The organism is Pseudomonas sp. Mn2068 (genome assembly GCF_049319725.1).
In the GTDB taxonomy this organism is placed as follows: Bacteria; Pseudomonadota; Gammaproteobacteria; order Pseudomonadales; family Pseudomonadaceae; genus Aquipseudomonas; species Aquipseudomonas gingeri.
Genome location: NZ_JBMOUG010000005.1, coordinates 394,971 through 412,386 on the forward strand (window position 1 = coordinate 394,971; position 17,416 = coordinate 412,386).

General features: G+C 65.3%; 14 protein-coding genes. 1 reads left to right on the forward strand and 13 read right to left on the reverse strand.

From position 1 onward, the window contains the following. Nucleotides 1-69 precede the first annotated feature (69 nt). Nucleotides 70-1,044 carry an alpha/beta hydrolase gene (locus ACL9RJ_RS14910; protein ID WP_017128836.1) on the forward strand — a complete coding sequence of 325 codons (975 nt, stop codon included), beginning with the start codon at nt 70-72 and terminating at the stop codon, nt 1,042-1,044. On the opposite strand, the gene ACL9RJ_RS14915 is transcribed toward ACL9RJ_RS14910, so the two are convergent. The 13 genes from ACL9RJ_RS14915 to ACL9RJ_RS14975 all read right to left on the reverse strand — a co-directional run bounded on the left by ACL9RJ_RS14915 (nt 1,020) and on the right by ACL9RJ_RS14975 (nt 17,312). Next, nucleotides 1,020-1,346 carry a 4Fe-4S dicluster domain-containing protein gene (locus ACL9RJ_RS14915; RefSeq protein WP_017128835.1) on the reverse strand — a complete coding sequence of 109 codons (327 nt, stop codon included), beginning with the start codon at nt 1,344-1,346 and terminating at the stop codon, nt 1,020-1,022. The genes ACL9RJ_RS14910 and ACL9RJ_RS14915 overlap by 25 nt on opposite strands. Beyond that, a complete protein-coding gene (locus tag ACL9RJ_RS14920; protein ID WP_103032546.1) occupies nt 1,343-2,962 on the reverse strand; it encodes an FAD-dependent oxidoreductase in 1,620 nt (539 codons plus the stop codon). Before ACL9RJ_RS14920 ends, ACL9RJ_RS14915 begins: the two co-directional genes overlap by 4 nt. Nucleotides 2,963-3,145: 183 nt before the next feature. Then, nucleotides 3,146-5,320: a molybdopterin cofactor-binding domain-containing protein gene (locus ACL9RJ_RS14925; protein WP_422765402.1), complete on the reverse strand. Its 2,175-nt coding sequence runs from the start codon at nt 5,318-5,320 to the stop codon at nt 3,146-3,148. Next, nucleotides 5,317-5,793 (reverse strand): (2Fe-2S)-binding protein, encoded by a 477-nt coding sequence (locus ACL9RJ_RS14930; RefSeq protein WP_017128833.1) that lies wholly within the window; start codon nt 5,791-5,793, stop codon nt 5,317-5,319. The genes ACL9RJ_RS14925 and ACL9RJ_RS14930 overlap by 4 nt, the downstream gene beginning before the upstream one ends. A gap of 211 nt (nt 5,794-6,004) precedes the next feature. Then, a complete protein-coding gene (locus ACL9RJ_RS14935) occupies nt 6,005-7,345 on the reverse strand; it encodes a carbohydrate porin (RefSeq protein ID WP_422765403.1) in 1,341 nt (446 codons plus the stop codon). A 179-nt stretch (nt 7,346-7,524) separates the two neighbouring features. Then, nucleotides 7,525-8,283: an SDR family NAD(P)-dependent oxidoreductase gene (locus ACL9RJ_RS14940; protein WP_177086367.1), complete on the reverse strand. Its 759-nt coding sequence runs from the start codon at nt 8,281-8,283 to the stop codon at nt 7,525-7,527. A 53-nt stretch (nt 8,284-8,336) separates the two neighbouring features. Beyond that, complete coding sequence (locus tag ACL9RJ_RS14945; protein ID WP_177127675.1) at nt 8,337-9,797, reverse strand: NAD-dependent succinate-semialdehyde dehydrogenase; 1,461 nt, start codon at nt 9,795-9,797, stop codon at nt 8,337-8,339. 16 nt (nt 9,798-9,813) lie between these two features. Continuing rightward, nucleotides 9,814-11,154, reverse strand: a complete 1,341-nt coding sequence (locus tag ACL9RJ_RS14950; protein ID WP_052328599.1) for an MFS transporter — start codon at nt 11,152-11,154, stop codon at nt 9,814-9,816. 42 nt (nt 11,155-11,196) lie between these two features. After that, nucleotides 11,197-12,378 carry an acetyl-CoA C-acyltransferase gene (locus ACL9RJ_RS14955; RefSeq protein ID WP_422765404.1) on the reverse strand — a complete coding sequence of 394 codons (1,182 nt, stop codon included), beginning with the start codon at nt 12,376-12,378 and terminating at the stop codon, nt 11,197-11,199. Beyond that, nucleotides 12,375-14,456 (reverse strand): 3-hydroxyacyl-CoA dehydrogenase NAD-binding domain-containing protein, encoded by a 2,082-nt coding sequence (locus ACL9RJ_RS14960; protein WP_422765405.1) that lies wholly within the window; start codon nt 14,454-14,456, stop codon nt 12,375-12,377. The genes ACL9RJ_RS14955 and ACL9RJ_RS14960 overlap by 4 nt, the downstream gene beginning before the upstream one ends. A gap of 34 nt (nt 14,457-14,490) precedes the next feature. Next, a complete protein-coding gene (locus ACL9RJ_RS14965) occupies nt 14,491-15,279 on the reverse strand; it encodes a crotonase/enoyl-CoA hydratase family protein (RefSeq protein ID WP_177086374.1) in 789 nt (262 codons plus the stop codon). Then, on the reverse strand, nt 15,272-16,096 hold the full coding sequence (locus ACL9RJ_RS14970) for an enoyl-CoA hydratase-related protein (protein ID WP_422765406.1): 825 nt from the start codon (nt 16,094-16,096) through the stop codon (nt 15,272-15,274). Before ACL9RJ_RS14970 ends, ACL9RJ_RS14965 begins: the two co-directional genes overlap by 8 nt. Then, the gene (locus tag ACL9RJ_RS14975) at nt 16,086-17,312 is read right to left on the reverse strand and encodes a CaiB/BaiF CoA transferase family protein (protein ID WP_042936689.1); all 1,227 of its coding nucleotides are present in this window, start codon (nt 17,310-17,312) and stop codon (nt 16,086-16,088) included. Before ACL9RJ_RS14975 ends, ACL9RJ_RS14970 begins: the two co-directional genes overlap by 11 nt. Nucleotides 17,313-17,416 lie beyond the last annotated feature (104 nt).

The window sequence follows — 17,416 nt, forward strand, 5'->3', positions numbered from 1 at the left end:
AGGAATAAACTGGAACCTCATTCGCCAACCCCCGAACCTGTCGCGGGGTTGCCACACGAGGAACCTTCCATGGCATTCACTCCCCTTGTCCAGGCCCGTCTCGACGCCTGGGTCGCATCGGCCGCCGACTTCGGCCCTTTTCTCCTGGGTCAGGAAACGACCACCACCCTTGACCAGCAACGCCAGGCCTACGAACAGGTGCTGTCCTCGCACCCGATTCCCGAGGGTGTCACCACCCATGCCATCGATATGGGCGGCATCCCCGGCGCCGTGGTGATTCCCGACGGACTGCAAGGCGAGCGGATTCTTTTCTACATCCACGGCGGGGGTTACGTAGGCGGCAGTCCCAAGGGCTACCTGGGCCTGGCCGGGCACTTCGCCAAGCTGCTGGGGGCCAGGGTCTATCTGCCGGACTACCGACTGGCACCCGAACATCCCTTCCCGATCCCGATCGATGACACCCTGGCGGCCTATCGCTGGCTGCTTGAGCAGGGCAACGACCCGCGCTCCATCGTTTTCTCGGGGGACTCGGCCGGCGGTGCGATGGTCGTCTCGGTGATGGTCAAGGCGCGCAACGCCGGCCTGCCTCTGCCCGCAGGCGGCGCGGCGCTGTCGCCATGGGCCAACCTTGCGCATACGGGCGCCTCCATCGACAACCGCGACGGCCTCGACCCGCAGGCCTCGCGCCTGGGGTTGACGCTACTCGCCAAGGCCTTTCTCAACGGTGCGTTGCCTACCGATCCCGATGCCTCACCGGTGTTCGCCGATGTCCGGGGGCTGCCGCCGATTCTTGTGCAGATCGGGGAAAACGAAGTGATGCTCAGCGACGCCATGCGGCTCGCCACCCACCTGGGGGAGAACCGCGTACGGGTGTCGCTGGAGGTCTGGCCGCAGATGTTTCACGTCTGGCATCTGTTCGCGGCGATTCTGCCGCAAGGGATGCAGGCGCTGGAAAACGCGGCGCTTTTCCTCGACCAGGCCATCCTCGACCAGGCCATCCGTGACCAGGCCCCGGTGACTCAGGCCTTGCCCAGCAACTGGTAGCTCTGGTCGGCGCTGGCGGTGGACTGGCGGCCCTTGCCCCAGCCCACCGCCTCGCGGTAGCTGCCCAGCCACTGTCCGGCCTGCCGGGCGATCTCGGCATCGGTGGCGGGCCGATCAGCGTAGGGAGCGACGAACAAGGCATCTTCCGGACAGTAGACTTCGCACATGTAGCAGGTCTGGCAGTCATCCTGCCGGGCGATCCGTGGTGCCTGCCCCGCCACCGGCGCGAAGACGTTGGTCGGGCAGGCCAGGACGCAGATGTTGCAGCCGGTGCAGCGTTGGGCGTCGATGAGTTCGATCATGCCGCCTGCTCCGCGAGAAGTTGTTCGTCCACCGGTGCCAGCGACTGGTGAGCGGTCCAGACTTCGTCCAGGCCGCCACTGAGCACGCGATGGCGCTGGGCCGTGTCGAGGCGGGTGTAGTCACTGCGCCGATGCATGCCCCGGCTTTCCGTGCGTTCCAGGGCACTGCGGTACATCCAGCGCGAGACGGCGAGCATCGCGCTGGCTTCGCGCAGGCGCAGGGTCTGCTCGCTGTCCGAGGCCGGTGCCGCCGTGCGTACCTGTTGCCACAAGGTATCGAGCCGGCCCAGCGAGGCCTGCAACTCGTCGCCACGCCGAAACCAGTTGCGCTGGTACGGGAAGACTTCGTCCTGCACCGCCTTGATCAAGGCGCCGGGGTCCAGCTGCCGACCCCGCGCATCGAGCAGACCGGCACCACCCTGCTCGCGCAGATGAATACCTCCCCACAGCCGATTGCCCTGGGCGAATTGCGCCGCCCCGGCCCCGGCCCAGAAGCCGGAAGACAAGGCCCAGGCGGCGTTATGGCTGCCGCCGCCGGTGAAACCGCCACAGATCAGTTCGCGGGTCGCCGCGTCGCCGGCGGCGAACAGCCCCGGCACGCTGGTGGCGCACTGCTCGTCGACAATGCGCAGGCCGCCCGTGCCGCGCACGGTGCCCTCCAGGCGCAAGGTCACGGGAAACAACTGGCTGAAGGGATCGATACCGAGACGGTCGAACGGCAGGAAGAAATTCGGCTGCGCCAGGCGCATCTGCGCCTGGGCCCGGGCGTCGGCCTTGTCCAGCCGCGCATACACCGCTTCGCTCTGCAGCGCCTTGGCAATGACGCTGCGCCCTTGTGCGGAACCGGCGCCCTGCATGAGCCGGCCATCGCCATGATAGAAGTTCGCCCACTGGTAAAACGCCGACTTGGTCACCGAGGCGAATGCCGGGCACAGGCCATAGGCGTTGGAAAACTCCATGCCGGAAAACTGCGCACCGGCTTCGGCGGCCATCAGGTGCCCGTCGCCGGTCAGCACGTTGCAGCCCAGGGCGCGACTGAGGAACGCACAACCTCCGGTGGCGATCACCACCGCCGCCGCTTCCACCCGCCATGCCTGATGTTTCTGCCGCGAGATACCCGTGGCACCGCTGACGCGTCCGTCAGGGTCGGTCAGCAGTTGCAGGGCCGGACTGTGGTCAAGAATACGCACGCCCGCCTGCTTCACCCGCTTGCGCATCAGGCGCATGTATTCGGGGCCCTGCAAGGACATGCGGCGTTGTTCGCCGGCACTGTCCAGCGGGAAGGGATACCCCCAGTCGGCGAGGGTCTGCATATTGCTGTAGGTCTGCGCGAGCACGCGGTCCATCCAGGCGGTCTCGGCCAGATAGCCACCCCGGGCATAACGGCTGGCCTTGGCCGCTTCGCGCTTGCGCGCATCGGGCTCGACGTACCAGACGGCGGTGCCCGACGGCGCGGTGGCCCCGGATGCGCCGCAGTAGCCCTTGTCGGCCAGTACCACACTGGCACCACGGGCGGCGGCGCTGATGGCTGCCCAGGTACCCGCCGGCCCCCCGCCGATGATCAGCACATCGGCACGCCACTCCCGGCCGCCCACGCGCTCTTGCAAACCTGACATGTTGGTCCCCTCGTTGGATTCGCTGAAGTACTGGATAGAGCGAGCCCGACGACAGTCAGGTGGTTGATGGCGTTGCAGCCGGTATTGATACAGCAACGCCGTCGCAGAGGCACCGGCCAAAGTGTTCTTTGCTTATAATCGGTCGTTCGAGCCGCCAATCGGACAGCGCTGGATCGAAACGACTCAGGCACCCGCCAACTGGCGGCTATCGACAGGCAACTGACGCAGGCGCTTGCCCGTCGCGGCAAATACGGCGTTCACCAGCGCCGGTGCAATCGTCACCGTGGACACCTCACCAATCCCGCCAGGAGACTCCTCGCTGTCCAGCAGATGGGTTTCGATGGCCGGCATCTCGTTCATCCGCAGGACCCGGTAGGTGTCGAAATTGCCCTGCTCGACTTTCCCGTCCTTGAAGGTGATGTTGCCGAACAACGCCGCACTCAGGCCGAAGACCGCCCCGCCCTGCATCTGTGCGACGATGCTGTCAGGCACAATCGCGCGCCCGCAATCGACCACGCAGGTCACCTTGTGCACGCGCACCTGCCCGGCGGCATCGACACTCACCTCCGCCACCTGGGCGGCGTAGGTGCCGAAGCAGAAGGTCAGCGCAACGCCGCGGCCCCGGCCTTTCTCCAGCGGGGTGCCCCAGCCCGAATGCTGTGCGACCGCCTCGAGGACCTTGCGCGCACGCGGGTGCTTGTCCAGCAGCGCCAGCCGATAGGCCACCGGGTCCTGCCCGGCGCTCGCCGCGAGCTCATCGATAAAGCCCTCGACCATGAACACGTTCTGGGTATGCCCGACACCGCGCCAGAAACCAGTGGTAATGCCTTCGGGCGGTTCATGGCGGATGTAGCTGACGCCAATGTTCGGGAAGTCATAGGGACCGCTCGGGTCGCGTATGGCATCGCCGTCGATACCGTTGGCAAAGCGTGCCGGCAACCAGCGCGCGAGGATCGACGAGCCCGTCACCTTATGGGTCCAGGCCGTCGGCCGCCCGTGAGCATCCAGGCCGGCACTCAGGTGGTTGAAATGGTAGGGCCGCAGGGTGCTGTGACGGGTGTCTTCTTCCCGGGACCAGATGACCTTGAGCGGGAACTCCACCTGCTTGGCGAAAGCCACCGCCTGGGCGACAAAGTCGACGTCCAGGCGCCGGCCAAAACCACCGCCCAGCAAGTGGTTGTGCACCTGGACCTGGGATTCGGCCAGACCGGTCAACTGCGCGGCCACTGCCTGCGCCCGCGCCGGCACCTGGCTCCCCAGCCAGAGGTCGCAGCCTTGTGCGCGGACATGCACGGTGCAATTCATCGGCTCCATGCAGGCATGGGCCAGGAATGGCACCTGATAGACCACCTCGAACTTCCTGTCGGCCTGCGCCAGCGCCTGCGCGACATCACCGACATTACGCACCACGGCCCCCGTGGCCTGGGACGCCTGCTCGATCGCCTGGAGCATTTTTTCCGTGGAGAATTGCCCGTTGGCGCCTTCGTTCCAGCGGATATCGAGCAAGGCCAGGGCCTTGCGCGCCGCGCCCATATGCTCGGCCACCACGGCCACGGCGTTGTCGATACGGATGACCCGCAGCACGCCCTTGACCGCCAGGGCCGCGCGGTCGTCGACGCTGGCGAGGCTGCCGCCGATCACCGGACAGGCCGTCACCGCGGCGACCTTGAACCCTTCCGGTCGTGCATCGATGCCATACAGGGCCGTGCCGTTGACCTTGGCCGGCGAATCCGTGCGCTTGCTCGTCAGCCCGATCAGTTGGAAATGCTCCGGGCTTTTCAGCTCGACCTTTTCCGGCACCGGCAGGGTCGCCGCCTTCTCCACCAACTCACCGTAGGTCAGGGAACGCCGGCTAGCCTCATGCCGGACCACTCCCTCGCTTGCCACGCAACTGCTCGGGGCCACGCCCCATTGCAGGGCGGCCGCCTGGAGCAGCAGGGTCCGGGCAGTGGCGCCGGCCTGGCGCAGGGGGTCCCAGGCGCTGCGGATCGAGGTCGAGCCGCCGGTGACCTGAAAACCCAGCAGCGGATTGGCATAACGCTTGTTGTCCGCCGGGGCATGCTCGATCACCACCTGGTCGAGACGCACCGCCAGCTCTTCGGCGATCAATACAGGGATCGAGGTGTAGGTGCCCTGCCCCATCTCGACCTGGGCAATAGTGAAAGTCACCTTGCCCTGGCGGTCGACGCGGATAAACGCGTTGGGTTCGAACAGTGTGTTGTCATCGGCCAGGCCGGCACCGATCGCACCGGGCAAGGCCAGGCTCAACAGCAACCCGCCGCCGGTGGCCGCGCCGATTTTCAGAAAGCCGCGCCGCGACACCCGGCCGCCAGCAGTCGTGTCGAACCTGATGTTCATGCGCCCACCTTGACGAAGCTCGCCCCGGCCGCCTGGCGGATCGCCGCATGAATGCGCGCATAGGTGCCGCACCGGCAGATGTTCCCGGCCATGGCGTTATCGATATCGCTGTCACTGGGATTGGGATTGCTTGCCAGCAGCGCCGTCGCCGACATGATCTGTCCGGACTGGCAGTAGCCGCACTGCACCACTTCCAGGGCCTGCCAGGCGTCCTGGATCTTCTTGCCGGCGACAGTCTCGCCCACGGCCTCGATGGTGGTGATCTCGGCCTGGGCCAGGGCACTGACCGGCATCAGGCAGGAGCGGATCGCCACGCCGTTCATGTGCACGGTGCAGGCACCGCACAACGCCATGCCGCAACCGAACTTGGTGCCGGTCATGCCGAGCACATCCCGCAGGACCCAGAGCAGCGGCGTATCGTCATCGACATCGACCGTGTGCACGGTGCCATTTATCTTCAATGTCTGGGTCATGTTCAGCTCCTGCCAGTCGATGGGTCAGCGGTGCGCCAGGCGTCGCCACTGATCAAAATGCTACCGAGCATCCTAGGGCCAACACCCACCCCGGAGAACCGATGCCGCCTTCAGAGCCTTTGAAGTCCGGCTAACAAGGCGCGCCGGACGTCGCGATGGATGACGGCGAGGCCCGTTGCAGGCCTCCCGTCTGTTCGGGAGCGGCGAGGCCCTAGAAGTTGCTCATGACCTGCACACCCAGTACCACCGAGTCGTCGACCTGATAAGCCCCCCCGGGATTGGCCAGGTACTGGATATTCGGGCGCACGGTCAACCAGGGTGCCACCTTGATCCCGTAATGCAGTTCGGCGACGTATTCGGCGGTACGTTCAGGCTGATAGCGCGGGTCGTTGTAGTCGACCAGCCCCCGTACCTGGTTCTGCAGATCGATGCGCTTGGCAAACGCCGGGTTGACATGGAGCGCCCCCACCGCGAAGCCCAGGTCATCCTCGGGACGCGAGGCGAACACCCCGGTGTAGATCGCCCCCAGTTCCACCTGGTAGTCCATCATCGAAGTGGCCTTGTCGTTGGCCGAGTAATGGGCGAAAAGGCTCAGACCGCGCCGTGGATCACCGGCGTCCGCGGTGATTTTCTGCCGGGCGTAGGCATACCAGCCCTGCTTGTTGTTGCGCTCTGCCAGGGGCAGGCCCGTCAGGGGTTGCGGCGCGCCATTGGCATCATCCAGGGCATCCGTGGTTTTTGCGGTGTTGTAATAGGCACCAAGTTTGTACATGCCCGGATAGCCGCTACCGAACAGTGGGTTCCAACCCAGTTCGCTCAGGTACGTCGTGCCGGTACGCCCGCTGGTATTGAGTTTGAAACCGTTGTTCGGCTCCAGCTCCGTGGGATTGAACTCGAACGCACCGACCTGCCAGTACGTATCCTTGTTGAAGTTGTACTTGACCCGTGCCGCCCACTGGCTGACGGGGGCGCTATACCACACCTTCGAACCATGTCCGCCCAAGGCACCGCAGAAGGCCCAGTTCTGGAACTCGCAACCGATGGTGTCGAAATCGTCACCCACCGGGATCCGGCCAAACTTGATATCCAGTGCCTTGTCGAAAAACATCTGGCGATACCACATCTTGGTCAGGCGCCAGGTCTGGCCGGCGCCATAGATTTCCTGGGTAGAGGACGAGATGTAGCCCGCTCGCGGGTCCACCAGCCGGTCGTTGGTGATGTCCCGGCCACTGCGCTCGGTTATCGTCAACTGAAAATCGGCATCCTGGATACCGAGAATCTTCTGCAGGTCGAAATGTGAACTCAGGGCGAACTGATCGGCATACCGCGCCGTACGATCATGGTCATAGCCGCCTTTGATATTGGTCGCCACTTCCGGAATATAACTGAGACCGAAGTCGTAACCCTTTTCCTGCAACTCCCGGCGCAAGCCGCCCCAATCGCCCAGCATCCAGGGAGAGGCCGTGTCAAAGGCCTGCGCCGATAATGCCGACTCGCTCAACATCACGGTCCCGGCCAGCAGAAAAGCGCTTGAGCGCGATGAAACCTTCATATTTGCCACCTTTTATTATTGGATTTATCAGACAAAAAGAATCCGCAGCTTCGAAGTACGAAACTGTTTTTTTAAAACGTTTATCGAGTTTGGGTTAACGCGTTGGATGAACTTTCATGACGGCCCCTGCTTGCACGTCGTGTTGCGCCGTCGGGCGACGCAACACGGGTGCGGCCGTGCTACAGGCATCGCCCTCCATCGACAATGATGTTCTGCCCGGTCATGAAACCGGGCGCTTCACTCGCCACCCAGACCACCGTTTCGGCGATCTCCTCGGGCTGCCCCAAGCGGTGTAGCGGGATGTTCGGCAAGTAGCGCTCCATGGCCGCGTCCCAGGCTTCATCCGGTTGCAGGAATTTCCTGAACATGGGGGTTTCCAGCGAGCCGGGAGCCACCGAGTTGACCAGGATGCCGGCGTCCGCCAGCTCCAGCGCCAGGGTCTGGGTCAGGGAGATCGCCGCGGCCTTGGCCGCGCAATAGGCACTCATTCCGGGCCGGGCGCGGCTGCCTGCCACCGAGGTTACATTGACGATGCGCCCGCTACCCTGCTCGCGCATAAGCGGTACCACCGCCTGGGCAAGGTGGACGATCCCCATGAGATTGACGTCCAGCACCTGGCTCCAGAGTTGCGCCGAAACCGCCTCGAAAGGCAGATTGGCCTGGGGCATGCCGGCGTTGTTGACCAGTACATCCACCCGTCCCCAACGCGCGCGTACCTGGTCGATGGCCGCGCGCACCTGCCCCGCGTCACAGATATCCACCCGTGCCGCCAATACGCTCAGGCCGCTCGGATCCAGGACCGTGGCCTGGGTCAAGGCCGCATCGCCATCGATATCCAGCAACACCACCCGGAAGCCCTTGCGATGCAACAACCCGGCGGTCTTGAGGCCTACGCCACTGCCGGCGCCGGTGACGACGGCGACTTTTTCAACTGACATGATGTTCTCCCTGTTGGCCGGCCCGCTTGTCCGGTCGGCCTGATCGACAAGATTCAGCGTGCAGCGCCGCGAACCGGTGGGTGTTGCAGGATGACCTTCTTGCGCAGGTACGCTTCCAGGCCCTCGATGCCCGACTCGAAACCATGCCCGGAGGCCTTGATTCCGCCGAACGGGGTTTCAGTGCGCGAAAGCACCGTGGTATTGACGCCGACCATCCCGGCTTCCAGGGCATCGCTGACGTAGGTGGCATGATCCAGGGACTCGGTAAAGACAAAGGAGCCCAGGCCATAGGCAGTGTCATTGGCACGCACCAGCACTTCATCGCGATCACTGAACGTGGTGATGGGCATGATCGGGCCGAACGCCTCTTCCACCAGCACCCGGGCCGCATCCGGGACATTGGCCAGCACGCTCGGCGCGAAGAAGTAGCCGTCGCGTTCCAGGCGCTTGCCGCCGGCCAGCAGGTCGGCCCCGCGCTCCCGTGCGTCATCGATCAGTTGCTGCATCACCGCCAGCCGCCGGGCATTGGCCAGCGGCCCCATCTGCGTGCCGGCCTCGACACCGGGGCCGACCCGCAGGTCCCGGGCGAACGCCTGAACCGTGGCGGCAAAACGTTCGGCGATGCGCTCATGCACATAGAAACGGCTTGGCACATTGCAGACCTGTCCGGCATTGCGGAACTTGGCCGTGGCGCATAACGTGGCGACCGCCTCGACATCGACATCGTCGAACACGATCACCGGCGCGTTGCCGCCCAGTTCCATAGTAGTCACCAGATCGTTGTCCACCGCCAGGTGCCCGAGCACCCGGCCGACCGGCAACGACCCCGTCAGGGACACCTTGCGGATCACCTTGCTGCTCAACAGTCGCGTGGAAATTTCCGCGGGGATACCCAGCAACAGGTTCGCCACCCCCGCCGGCAACCCGGCCTGCTCCAGGCACTGGAAAATAATCACGGCCGTCGCCGCGGTTTCCTCGGAGGCCTTGATGATTACCGTGCAGCCGGCGGCCAACGCACCACCCAGCTTGCGGGCCACGGTGGTCGCGGGAAAATTCCACGGGGTAAACGCCGCCACCGCGCCGATCGCCTCATTGACCACCAGCAGGCGACTGTTCGCCGCGCCGGGAATCACCCGACCGTAGGCGCGGCGGCCTTCCTCGGCATACCAGTCGAGCACGTCGGCGCTGACCTGGATCTCCATCCGTGCTTCAGCCAGCGGCTTGCCCTGCTCCAGGCTGAGGATCGCCGCCGCTTCTTCAGTGCGTTGGCGTAGCAGTCCGGCGGAGGTGCGCAGGATCTGGTAGCGCGCTTCGGCCGTCTTGCCGCGCCATCCGGGCAATGCCTCGTCCGCGGCGGCCAGGGCCGCGTCGATGTCGCCAAGCGAGGCGTGGCGGTAACGGCCCAGCACCTGTTCGGTGGCCGGGTCGAGCACCTGCTCGACGGTCTGCGCGCCGCCTTCGACCCAGCGTCCGGCAATGAATTGATAAATCTGCGGGTAACTCGCAATGCTCATGAGGGACTCCAGTGCGTTAAACGGTCGGCATCGGGCGATTGGCGGTTTCGGATACCGTCAAGGCCACCAGCAGGGAAAGAAAGGCCATGGCCATCAGGATCCAGGCCGGGGCATGGGGCACGCCGGTTACCGAGATCAGCCAGGTGGCCAGGTAGGGGGCGCTGCCGCCGGCGAGAATCGCCGAGAAGTTGTAGCCCAGGCTGAAGCCGCTGGAGCGCACCCGGGCCGGGAACATCTCGCAATAGGCGGCCAGGATCACTCCCAGGTAAGCGGCTTCGATCTGACCGAGCACGATCTGCGAAAAGAACGCTGCGCCCACCGAACTCTGCATGAACAGGAACAACGGCCAGGCCAGCAACAGGTTGGCGACGCACACACCAATCAGGATCGGGCGCCGACCGATGCGGTCGGTGATCTTGCCCCAGACCGGAATGGCCACCGCCGCCAGCAGCAGTGTCAACGTCGTCGACCAGGCCGCCAGCCCCGGACGCATGATGCCCTGGCGCTCGAAGTAGGTGGCCATGTAGGTGAACACCAGGTAGTAGGAGGCGAAGGACACCAGCGTCAGACCGAACACGGTGAACACCGCCCGAGGGTGGGAGACCAGCGCCGACAATGCCGGGATCTTCGCGACCGCGCCCTGCTCCTCCACGGACTCGAACTGTTTGGACTCCTCCATCCTGCTGCGCACGATCAGCGCGGCGATCCCCAGAGGCAGGGAGATCAGGAACGGAATCCGCCACCCCCAGGACAGGATCTGCTCGTCACTGAGGCCCATGTGCATCAGGCCCACGCAGAGCGAACCCAGCATGGTACCGACCAGCGTGCCGACCTGGGTGGTGCTGGTGAGAAAGCCACGCCGCCCATCCGGAGCCACTTCGGCCACGTAGGAGCCGGCACTGCCCAGTTCGCCGCCGGCCGACAGCCCCTGCACGCAACGCAGAACGAACAGCAGCACTGGCGCGGCAATCCCGATACTGGCATAGACCGGCAACAACCCGATCAGCGTACTGGCGAACGCCATGCCGACCACTGCTACCGTCAGGGCCGGGCGGCGGCCATAACGGTCGCTGAGGTGTCCGATCAGAATCCCGCCCAGGGGCCTGGCGACAAACGCCGCGCCAAACACGCCCAGGGTGTAGAGCAGCGCCGCGGTGGGATTCTGGGCAGGGAAGAAAACCGCTGCCAGGGTGGTCGCCAGGAAGGCATAGACGCTGAAATCGAAGTACTCGACCACCGTCCCGAATGCACCGGCCAATACCACCCGGCGAATGGACTGGCGAGTGGCGTCGCGCGCCGTTGCTGGTGAGGCCGGCGTGGAAGCCCCCGCCATCACCCCATTATTGACTGTGTTCATAAGAAAGCTCTCGTGTTGTTGTTTTTATTGAATTTCGCGGTCTCAGACCACTTCGAACAAACCGGCTGCGCCCATCCCTCCGCCGATGCACATCGTCACCACCACCCAACGCGCGCGCCGTCGTCGTCCTTCGATCAGCACGTGGCCGGCCAGGCGCGATCCCGACATGCCGTAGGGATGACCGAGGGCGACCGCGCCGCCATTGACGTTCAGGCGCTCGTCGTCGATCCCCAGCCGCTCCTGGCAATACAGCGCCTGCACGGCAAAGGCTTCGTTGAGTTCCCAGAGATCGATATCGTCGACACGCAGGCCGTGCCGGGCCAACAGGCGCGGCACCACCAGGACCGGGCCGATGCCCATTTCATCCGGCTCGCAACCGGCTACGGCAAAGCCGCGGAAATAGCCCAACGGCTGCAGGTTGGCGCGTTCGGCCCGACGGGCATCCATCAATACGCAGGCCGACGCACCATCGGACAACTGGCTGGAGTTGCCGGCAGTGACGCAGCCGCCCTCGATCACCGGCTTGAGACCAGCCAGCGCCTCGACGGTGGTCCCGGGGCGGATACCCTCGTCCTCGCTCAAGCGACAGGCTTCGCCACGTACCTGGCCGGTCTCCTTGTCGCGCACCTGACGCCACACCTCCATCGGCGCGATTTCCGTGGCGAACCGGCCTTCGAGTCGGGCCCGCTCGCTGCGCTGCTGGCTGCGCGCGGCAAAGACATCCTGGCGCTCCCGGGAAATGCCGTAGCGCCCGGCGACCACCTCGGCGGTCTCGATCATGCCCAGGTAGATCGAGGGACGCCGGGCCAGCAGCCAGGGATCCTGCGCCATGAAATGGTTCATGTGTTCGTTCTGTACGCAGGAAATGCTGTCCAGGCCACCGGCGATCACCGTTTGCGCGTCACCGCAGGCAATCATCTGCGCCCCCATGGCGATGCTCTGCAACCCGGAGGAGCACAAGCGATTGATCGTCACTCCAGGCACCGACACGGGCAACCCGGCACGCAAGGCCACCTGCCGGGCGATATTCTCGCCGGCGGTGCCTTCGGGGCGACCGCAGCCCATCAGCACATCGTCGATCTCGCCGGCCTGCAGACCGGAGCGTGCCAGCGCATGCTCCACTGCGTGCCCGCCCAGCGTTGCCGCGTGGGTGGCGTTCAAGGCGCCCCGATAGGCCTTGCCAATGGGGGTGCGGGCGGTGGAAAGCACCACGACCTCGTTCATGGACGTCCCTCCCCCTCATGGCTCGACAGCCTGCCGCCATGCGCCATCACATCGCACAGCAGCCGCGGCGGCGCCCAGAACCGCGCATCACTTTCGCCCGCGCGGCGGGTCAGGCGCTCGATCAGCGCCGCCAGTCCGGCCCGGTCGGCCTGGAACAACGGCCCGCCCTGCGCACGGGGGAAGCCGTAGCCATTGAGAAACACCGCGTCGATATCCGAGCCTCGCTGGGCAACCCCCTCTTCGAGCAGGCGGATACCCTCGACACTCAGCGCATCCAGGCAACGACTGACGATCTCCTCGTCGCTGAACGAGCGGGCCACCACGCCCCGCTCACGCCGATAGTCCTCGATCAATGTCTGTATCAGCGGGTCCTCCACGGCTTGCCGGCTGCCTTGCGGATAGGCGTAGATGCCGGTGCCACCCTTCAGGCCGAGGCGCCCCAGTTCACTGACGCGGTCGAGCCAACCGGACCAGCGCTGATCCGGGTAATCGCGGTATTGCCGCTGACGAATGTCGTAGCCGACATCCAGGCCCGCCAGGTCGGCGACCCGCAGCGGCCCCATGGCGAATCCCCAGTCCTGCAGCGCACGGTCCACTTGCATCGGCGAGGCTCCCTCTTCCACCAGTAGCGAGGCCTGGCGCAAATACTGGTGCCACATGCGATTGCCGATAAAGCCGTCAGCACTGCGCGCCACGACCCCGATCTTGCCGAGGGTCCTGGCCAGGTCCAGCGCCGTGACCAGCACCTCATCGCGGGTCGCGCGACCGCGCACGATTTCCAGCAGGCGCATCACCGGGGCCGGACTGAAGAAGTGCAGGCCCAGCACTTGCCCGGGACGGCCGGTGAACCCGGCGATACGGTCGATATCCAGGGTCGAGGTATTGCTCGCCAGCAAGGCCTGCGGCTTCATGACCCGATCCAGGGTGGCGAATACCGTCTGCTTGACGGCCAGGTCCTCGAACACTGCCTCGATCACCAGATCGGCATCGGCGATGGCCTCGAAGCTGTCATGTGGTGCGATCCGTCGGATCAACTGCTGCGCGGCGTCGACACTCAGGCGCCCCTTGTCCACTTGCGCCTTGTAGTTCTGCCGGATCCCGGCCAGCCCACGGGTCAGCGAGTCCGGGTTGACATCGAGCAGGCCGACGCTGAATCCGGCATTGGCAAAGCACATGGCGATCCCGCTGCCCATGGTACCGGCGCCGACCACGGCGATCTTGTGCAGGGCCAGCGGGTGGGTTCCGGCGGCCAGCCCGGAGAGTGTGCCGGCGCGACGCTCGGCGAAAAAAGCATGGCGCAGGGCCGCCGACTCGGCACTGCATTCCAGGGCGGCGAACGTTGTGCGTTCCAGCTCCAGCGCAGCCTCGAACGGCTGCCGCACGGACGCCTCGACGCATTGCCGCAAGGCCTGCGCGGCATGGCTGGCGACGCGTCCGGGGAGTGCCGGCAACACCTGTTCGACAACCTCCCGTTGGCAACTGCGACGCACACCCTGGCCGCCGTCGAGCAAGGCAACAAACCAGCGCAGTGCCCGCGCGGCGAACTCACCGTCGAGCACCTCATCCACCAGCCCGAGCTGCGCCGCCCGTTCGGCGTCGATCGGCTGGCCGCCGAGCATCATCTCGTAGGCCGGCTGCAGGCCGATCAGCCGGGGCAGGCGCTGGGTACCACCAGCCCCGGGAATCAGCCCCAGGTGAATTTCCGGCAGCCCCAGGCGCGAGCGACGGCTGGCGACGCGCCAGTGACACCCCAGGGCCAACTCCAGGCCGCCGCCCAATGCATGTCCGTCGATGGCGGCCAGGATCGGCAGGCGAGCGTTCTCGATCTGTCCGATCAGGGCCCCCAGGGACGGGTCGGCGTGACTGGCGGGCGAGCCGAATTCGGCGATGTCCGCTCCCGCCGAAAAAGCCCGCCCTCCCGCGCCCATCAGGATGATGCCGCGTACGGCCGGGTCGGCCAGGCAACGCTCCAGGCGCTCGGCCAGGGAACGACGCAAGGCGTGGCTCAAGGCGTTCACCGGAGGATTGTCCAGTGTCAGCAACGCAATCCCTGCGTGTACTTCATAAAGTGTGGTCATGGCAGGCAAGTCCCGAAAGAGTGAAGCGGCAAGGTCAGCCGATACGGCGAACAATCGCCTCGACCCGTTCGCGGTGGTCGTCGGTGGCATGGGCCAGCGCCTGGAACGCTGCCGACATTTCCAGAATGGTTTCCAGCCGCGCGTGGGCCGACTCGCGCATCAGCCGCTTGGCCATGCGCAACGCGTGACCGGGATTGACGGCGATACGCGCAGCCAACGCCCAGGCTTCATCCAGCAGCGTCTCGTGCCCGACCACCCGGGAGACCAGGCCGAAGCCCAGGGCCGTGGGGGCATCGATCGTGTCGCCGGTGAAGGTCATTTCCGCGGCCCGGGCGACGCCGATCACCCTCTGCAGCAACCAGGCCCCGCCGTCACCGGGAATGATCCCGACCTTGACGAAACTCTCGGCGAAGGTCGCCTTTTCACTGGCGATACGCAGGTCGCACATGCACGCCAGGTCCAGTCCGGCGCCAATGGCCGGACCGTTGATCGCGGCAATGACCGGCACCTCCAGGCGATGCAGGGCCATGGTCACCCGATGGATGCCTTCCTGGTAGCGGTAGCGCTCTTCAATGGGCTCGGCGCTGCGGTCGAGGGCACGCCGGTGCATCAGTTTCACATCGCCGCCGGCGCAGAACGCCTTGCCGGCACCGGTCAGTATCGCGACACGAATTCCCCGATCCCTCTGGATCCGCGCGCAGGCCTGCTCGATGGCGTCGAACTCCCTGGCGGTGCTCAGGGCATTGCGGGTATCCGGTGAGTTCAGGGTCAGCAGGACAATGCCGTCGCGCTCGACGGCAGTGACAAAGGGAACGTCAGTCATGGGTGTCTCCAGAAAACCGGGGCAAGCGTTTCTCGCGAAATGCCTGCAATCCTTCTTGATGATCGGCACTGCGCCGTGCCACGTCGAGATCCTGCTGGCTGCTGCGGACCGACTCGAGCAATGTCTGTTCATGGGCGGCCCAGGCCTGGCGCTTGATCACCGCCAGGGAACGTGGCGAGCAACGCTCCACCAGTGCCTGCAGATAGTCTTCGACATGGGCGTTGAAACCCTCGCCATCGACCACGTGATTGACCAACCCCATCTGCCGGGCTTCGGCTGCCTCGACCAGGCGACCGGACAACAACAGATCGTTGCTCGCCCCCGGCCCGACCATACGGGGCAACCACCAGGCAATGCCGTACTCGGCGACCAGGCCGACCCGGCTGTAGGTAAAGCCCAATCGCGCGCCCGCCGAGGCGATGCGGATGTCGCAGAACGCCGCCAGGACCAGCCCGACGCCCACCGCCGCGCCGTTGATCGCCGCGATGATCGGCTTGCGGGCCTGGATCAGGTAGCCGAAGCGAAAGGCCTCCAGGCTGTGCGGCTGCGGGGTGTAAGGCAGTGCCGTCGACAGCCCCGGCGCCACGCTCAGGTCAGCGCCGGAACAGAAGCCTTCGCCCATGCCACTGATGCAGATCACGCGACACTCCGGATCGTGCTCGGCACGGCTCACGCAGGCACGCAGTTCGGCGTCCATGTCCGCGCTCAGCGCATTGCGCCGGGCCGGACGGTTGAGAGTGATCCAGGCCACGTGGCGGTCCAGCAGATACAGGACCGCGGGGCTGCTGTCCGGGGCAAATGCGGCGTCATTGGCCATGGCGCTTCCTCTCGGCCAGGAGCACGCCACGATCGAGCATCTGATCGATCTGCGTATCCGAATAGGCTGCCTCGCCGAGAATCTCCCGGGCATGCTGGTTGTATTGCGGTGGCGCGCTATGCACCTGGCCCGGAGTGCGAGACAGCTTGATCGGAATACCGGTGCTCTGGTACTCACCCAACTGCACCACCATCTGACGATGCAGGGTGTGAGGATGGGTCAGGGCCTGATCCACCGATTGCACGGCGCCAGCGCCCACACCCACGGCCATCAGCTTCTGGCAGATGTCCACGCCTTCGAAATTCGCCAGTTGCGCCTCCATGGCATCGGTCAGCACCCGACGGTTGACGATGCGCCTGGCATTGCTGGAGAACCGCTCGTCCTCGGCCAGTTCCGGCAGTTCCAGCACCGCGCACATGCGCTTGAACTGGTTGTCGTTACCCACCGTGATCAGCACCGGCTGGGTCTTGGTGTTGAACAGGCTGTAGGGGGAAATGCTCGGATGCTCGTTACCGGTGAGCCCCGGCACCTTGCCGGACATGAACCAGTTGGGAGCGTGGGGATGCAGCAGGCTGATGGCCGTGTCATAGAGTGTCAGGTCGACATGCTGGCCACGTCCGGAGCGATCACGCTCGTACAGCGCCAGCAGGATGCCGATCACCGCGTTGCTCGCGGTGGACATGTCGATCACGGGGATGCCCAGGCGCAGCGGACCGCTCTGCGGCGTGCCGTTGGTCGATACCAGTCCCGACCATGCCTGCGCCATCAGGTCATATCCCGGCTGGCCGCCGAACGGTCCGTCCTTGCCGAAACCGGTGACGCTGGCGTGAATCAGTCGCTCGAAGCGCCGGGACAGCACGTCATGGCCAATGCCCCACTTCTCCAGCGTCCCGGGCTTGAAGTTCTCGATCAGGATATCCGCGCCTTCCAGCAGGCGCATCAGCACCTCGCGCCCCTCTTCCAGGGACAGGTCCAGGGCCAGGGTGCGCTTGTTGCGATTGACATTGAGGAAGTAGGCCGAGGCATCGCCCCGGAAGGGAGGCCCCCACTCACGGGTCTCGTCACCCTGCGGCGGTTCGACCTTGATCACATCGGCGCCATGGTCGGCGAGAATCTGCGCCGCCAGCGGTCCTCCCAGCACCCTGGACAAATCGATCACACGTACGCCCTTGAGCGCACCGGAGGTCGACACTGACGGTCGGGATGAGGTGCCCATAAAACGATCTCCATAACGGTTTCTTGTTTTCACCGCGCCACAAGGGCCGCGGGTCATGTCAACCGATTATGTGCAAGCACTCGCCGGGCAGCGATGGCCCAATC

What these genes read in the sequence shown, in the direction of transcription:
- ACL9RJ_RS14940 (WP_177086367.1), bottom strand. Translation starts at nt 8,283, where the DNA reads ATGTCAGTTGAAAAAGTCGCCGTCGTCACCGGCGCCGGCAGTGGCGTA.
- ACL9RJ_RS14950 (WP_052328599.1), bottom strand. Translation starts at nt 11,154, where the DNA reads ATGAACACAGTCAATAATGGGGTGATGGCGGGGGCTTCCACGCCGGCC.
- ACL9RJ_RS14955 (WP_422765404.1), bottom strand. Translation starts at nt 12,378, where the DNA reads ATGAACGAGGTCGTGGTGCTTTCCACCGCCCGCACCCCCATTGGCAAG.
- ACL9RJ_RS14915 (WP_017128835.1), bottom strand. Translation starts at nt 1,346, where the DNA reads ATGATCGAACTCATCGACGCCCAACGCTGCACCGGCTGCAACATCTGC.
- ACL9RJ_RS14935 (WP_422765403.1), bottom strand. Translation starts at nt 7,345, where the DNA reads ATGAAGGTTTCATCGCGCTCAAGCGCTTTTCTGCTGGCCGGGACCGTG.
- ACL9RJ_RS14910 (WP_017128836.1), top strand. Translation starts at nt 70, where the DNA reads ATGGCATTCACTCCCCTTGTCCAGGCCCGTCTCGACGCCTGGGTCGCA.
- ACL9RJ_RS14970 (WP_422765406.1), bottom strand. Translation starts at nt 16,096, where the DNA reads ATGGCCAATGACGCCGCATTTGCCCCGGACAGCAGCCCCGCGGTCCTG.
- ACL9RJ_RS14925 (WP_422765402.1), bottom strand. Translation starts at nt 5,320, where the DNA reads ATGAACATCAGGTTCGACACGACTGCTGGCGGCCGGGTGTCGCGGCGC.
- ACL9RJ_RS14930 (WP_017128833.1), bottom strand. Translation starts at nt 5,793, where the DNA reads ATGACCCAGACATTGAAGATAAATGGCACCGTGCACACGGTCGATGTC.
- ACL9RJ_RS14920 (WP_103032546.1), bottom strand. Translation starts at nt 2,962, where the DNA reads ATGTCAGGTTTGCAAGAGCGCGTGGGCGGCCGGGAGTGGCGTGCCGAT.
- ACL9RJ_RS14965 (WP_177086374.1), bottom strand. Translation starts at nt 15,279, where the DNA reads ATGACTGACGTTCCCTTTGTCACTGCCGTCGAGCGCGACGGCATTGTC.
- ACL9RJ_RS14960 (WP_422765405.1), bottom strand. Translation starts at nt 14,456, where the DNA reads ATGACCACACTTTATGAAGTACACGCAGGGATTGCGTTGCTGACACTG.
- ACL9RJ_RS14945 (WP_177127675.1), bottom strand. Translation starts at nt 9,797, where the DNA reads ATGAGCATTGCGAGTTACCCGCAGATTTATCAATTCATTGCCGGACGC.
- ACL9RJ_RS14975 (WP_042936689.1), bottom strand. Translation starts at nt 17,312, where the DNA reads ATGGGCACCTCATCCCGACCGTCAGTGTCGACCTCCGGTGCGCTCAAG.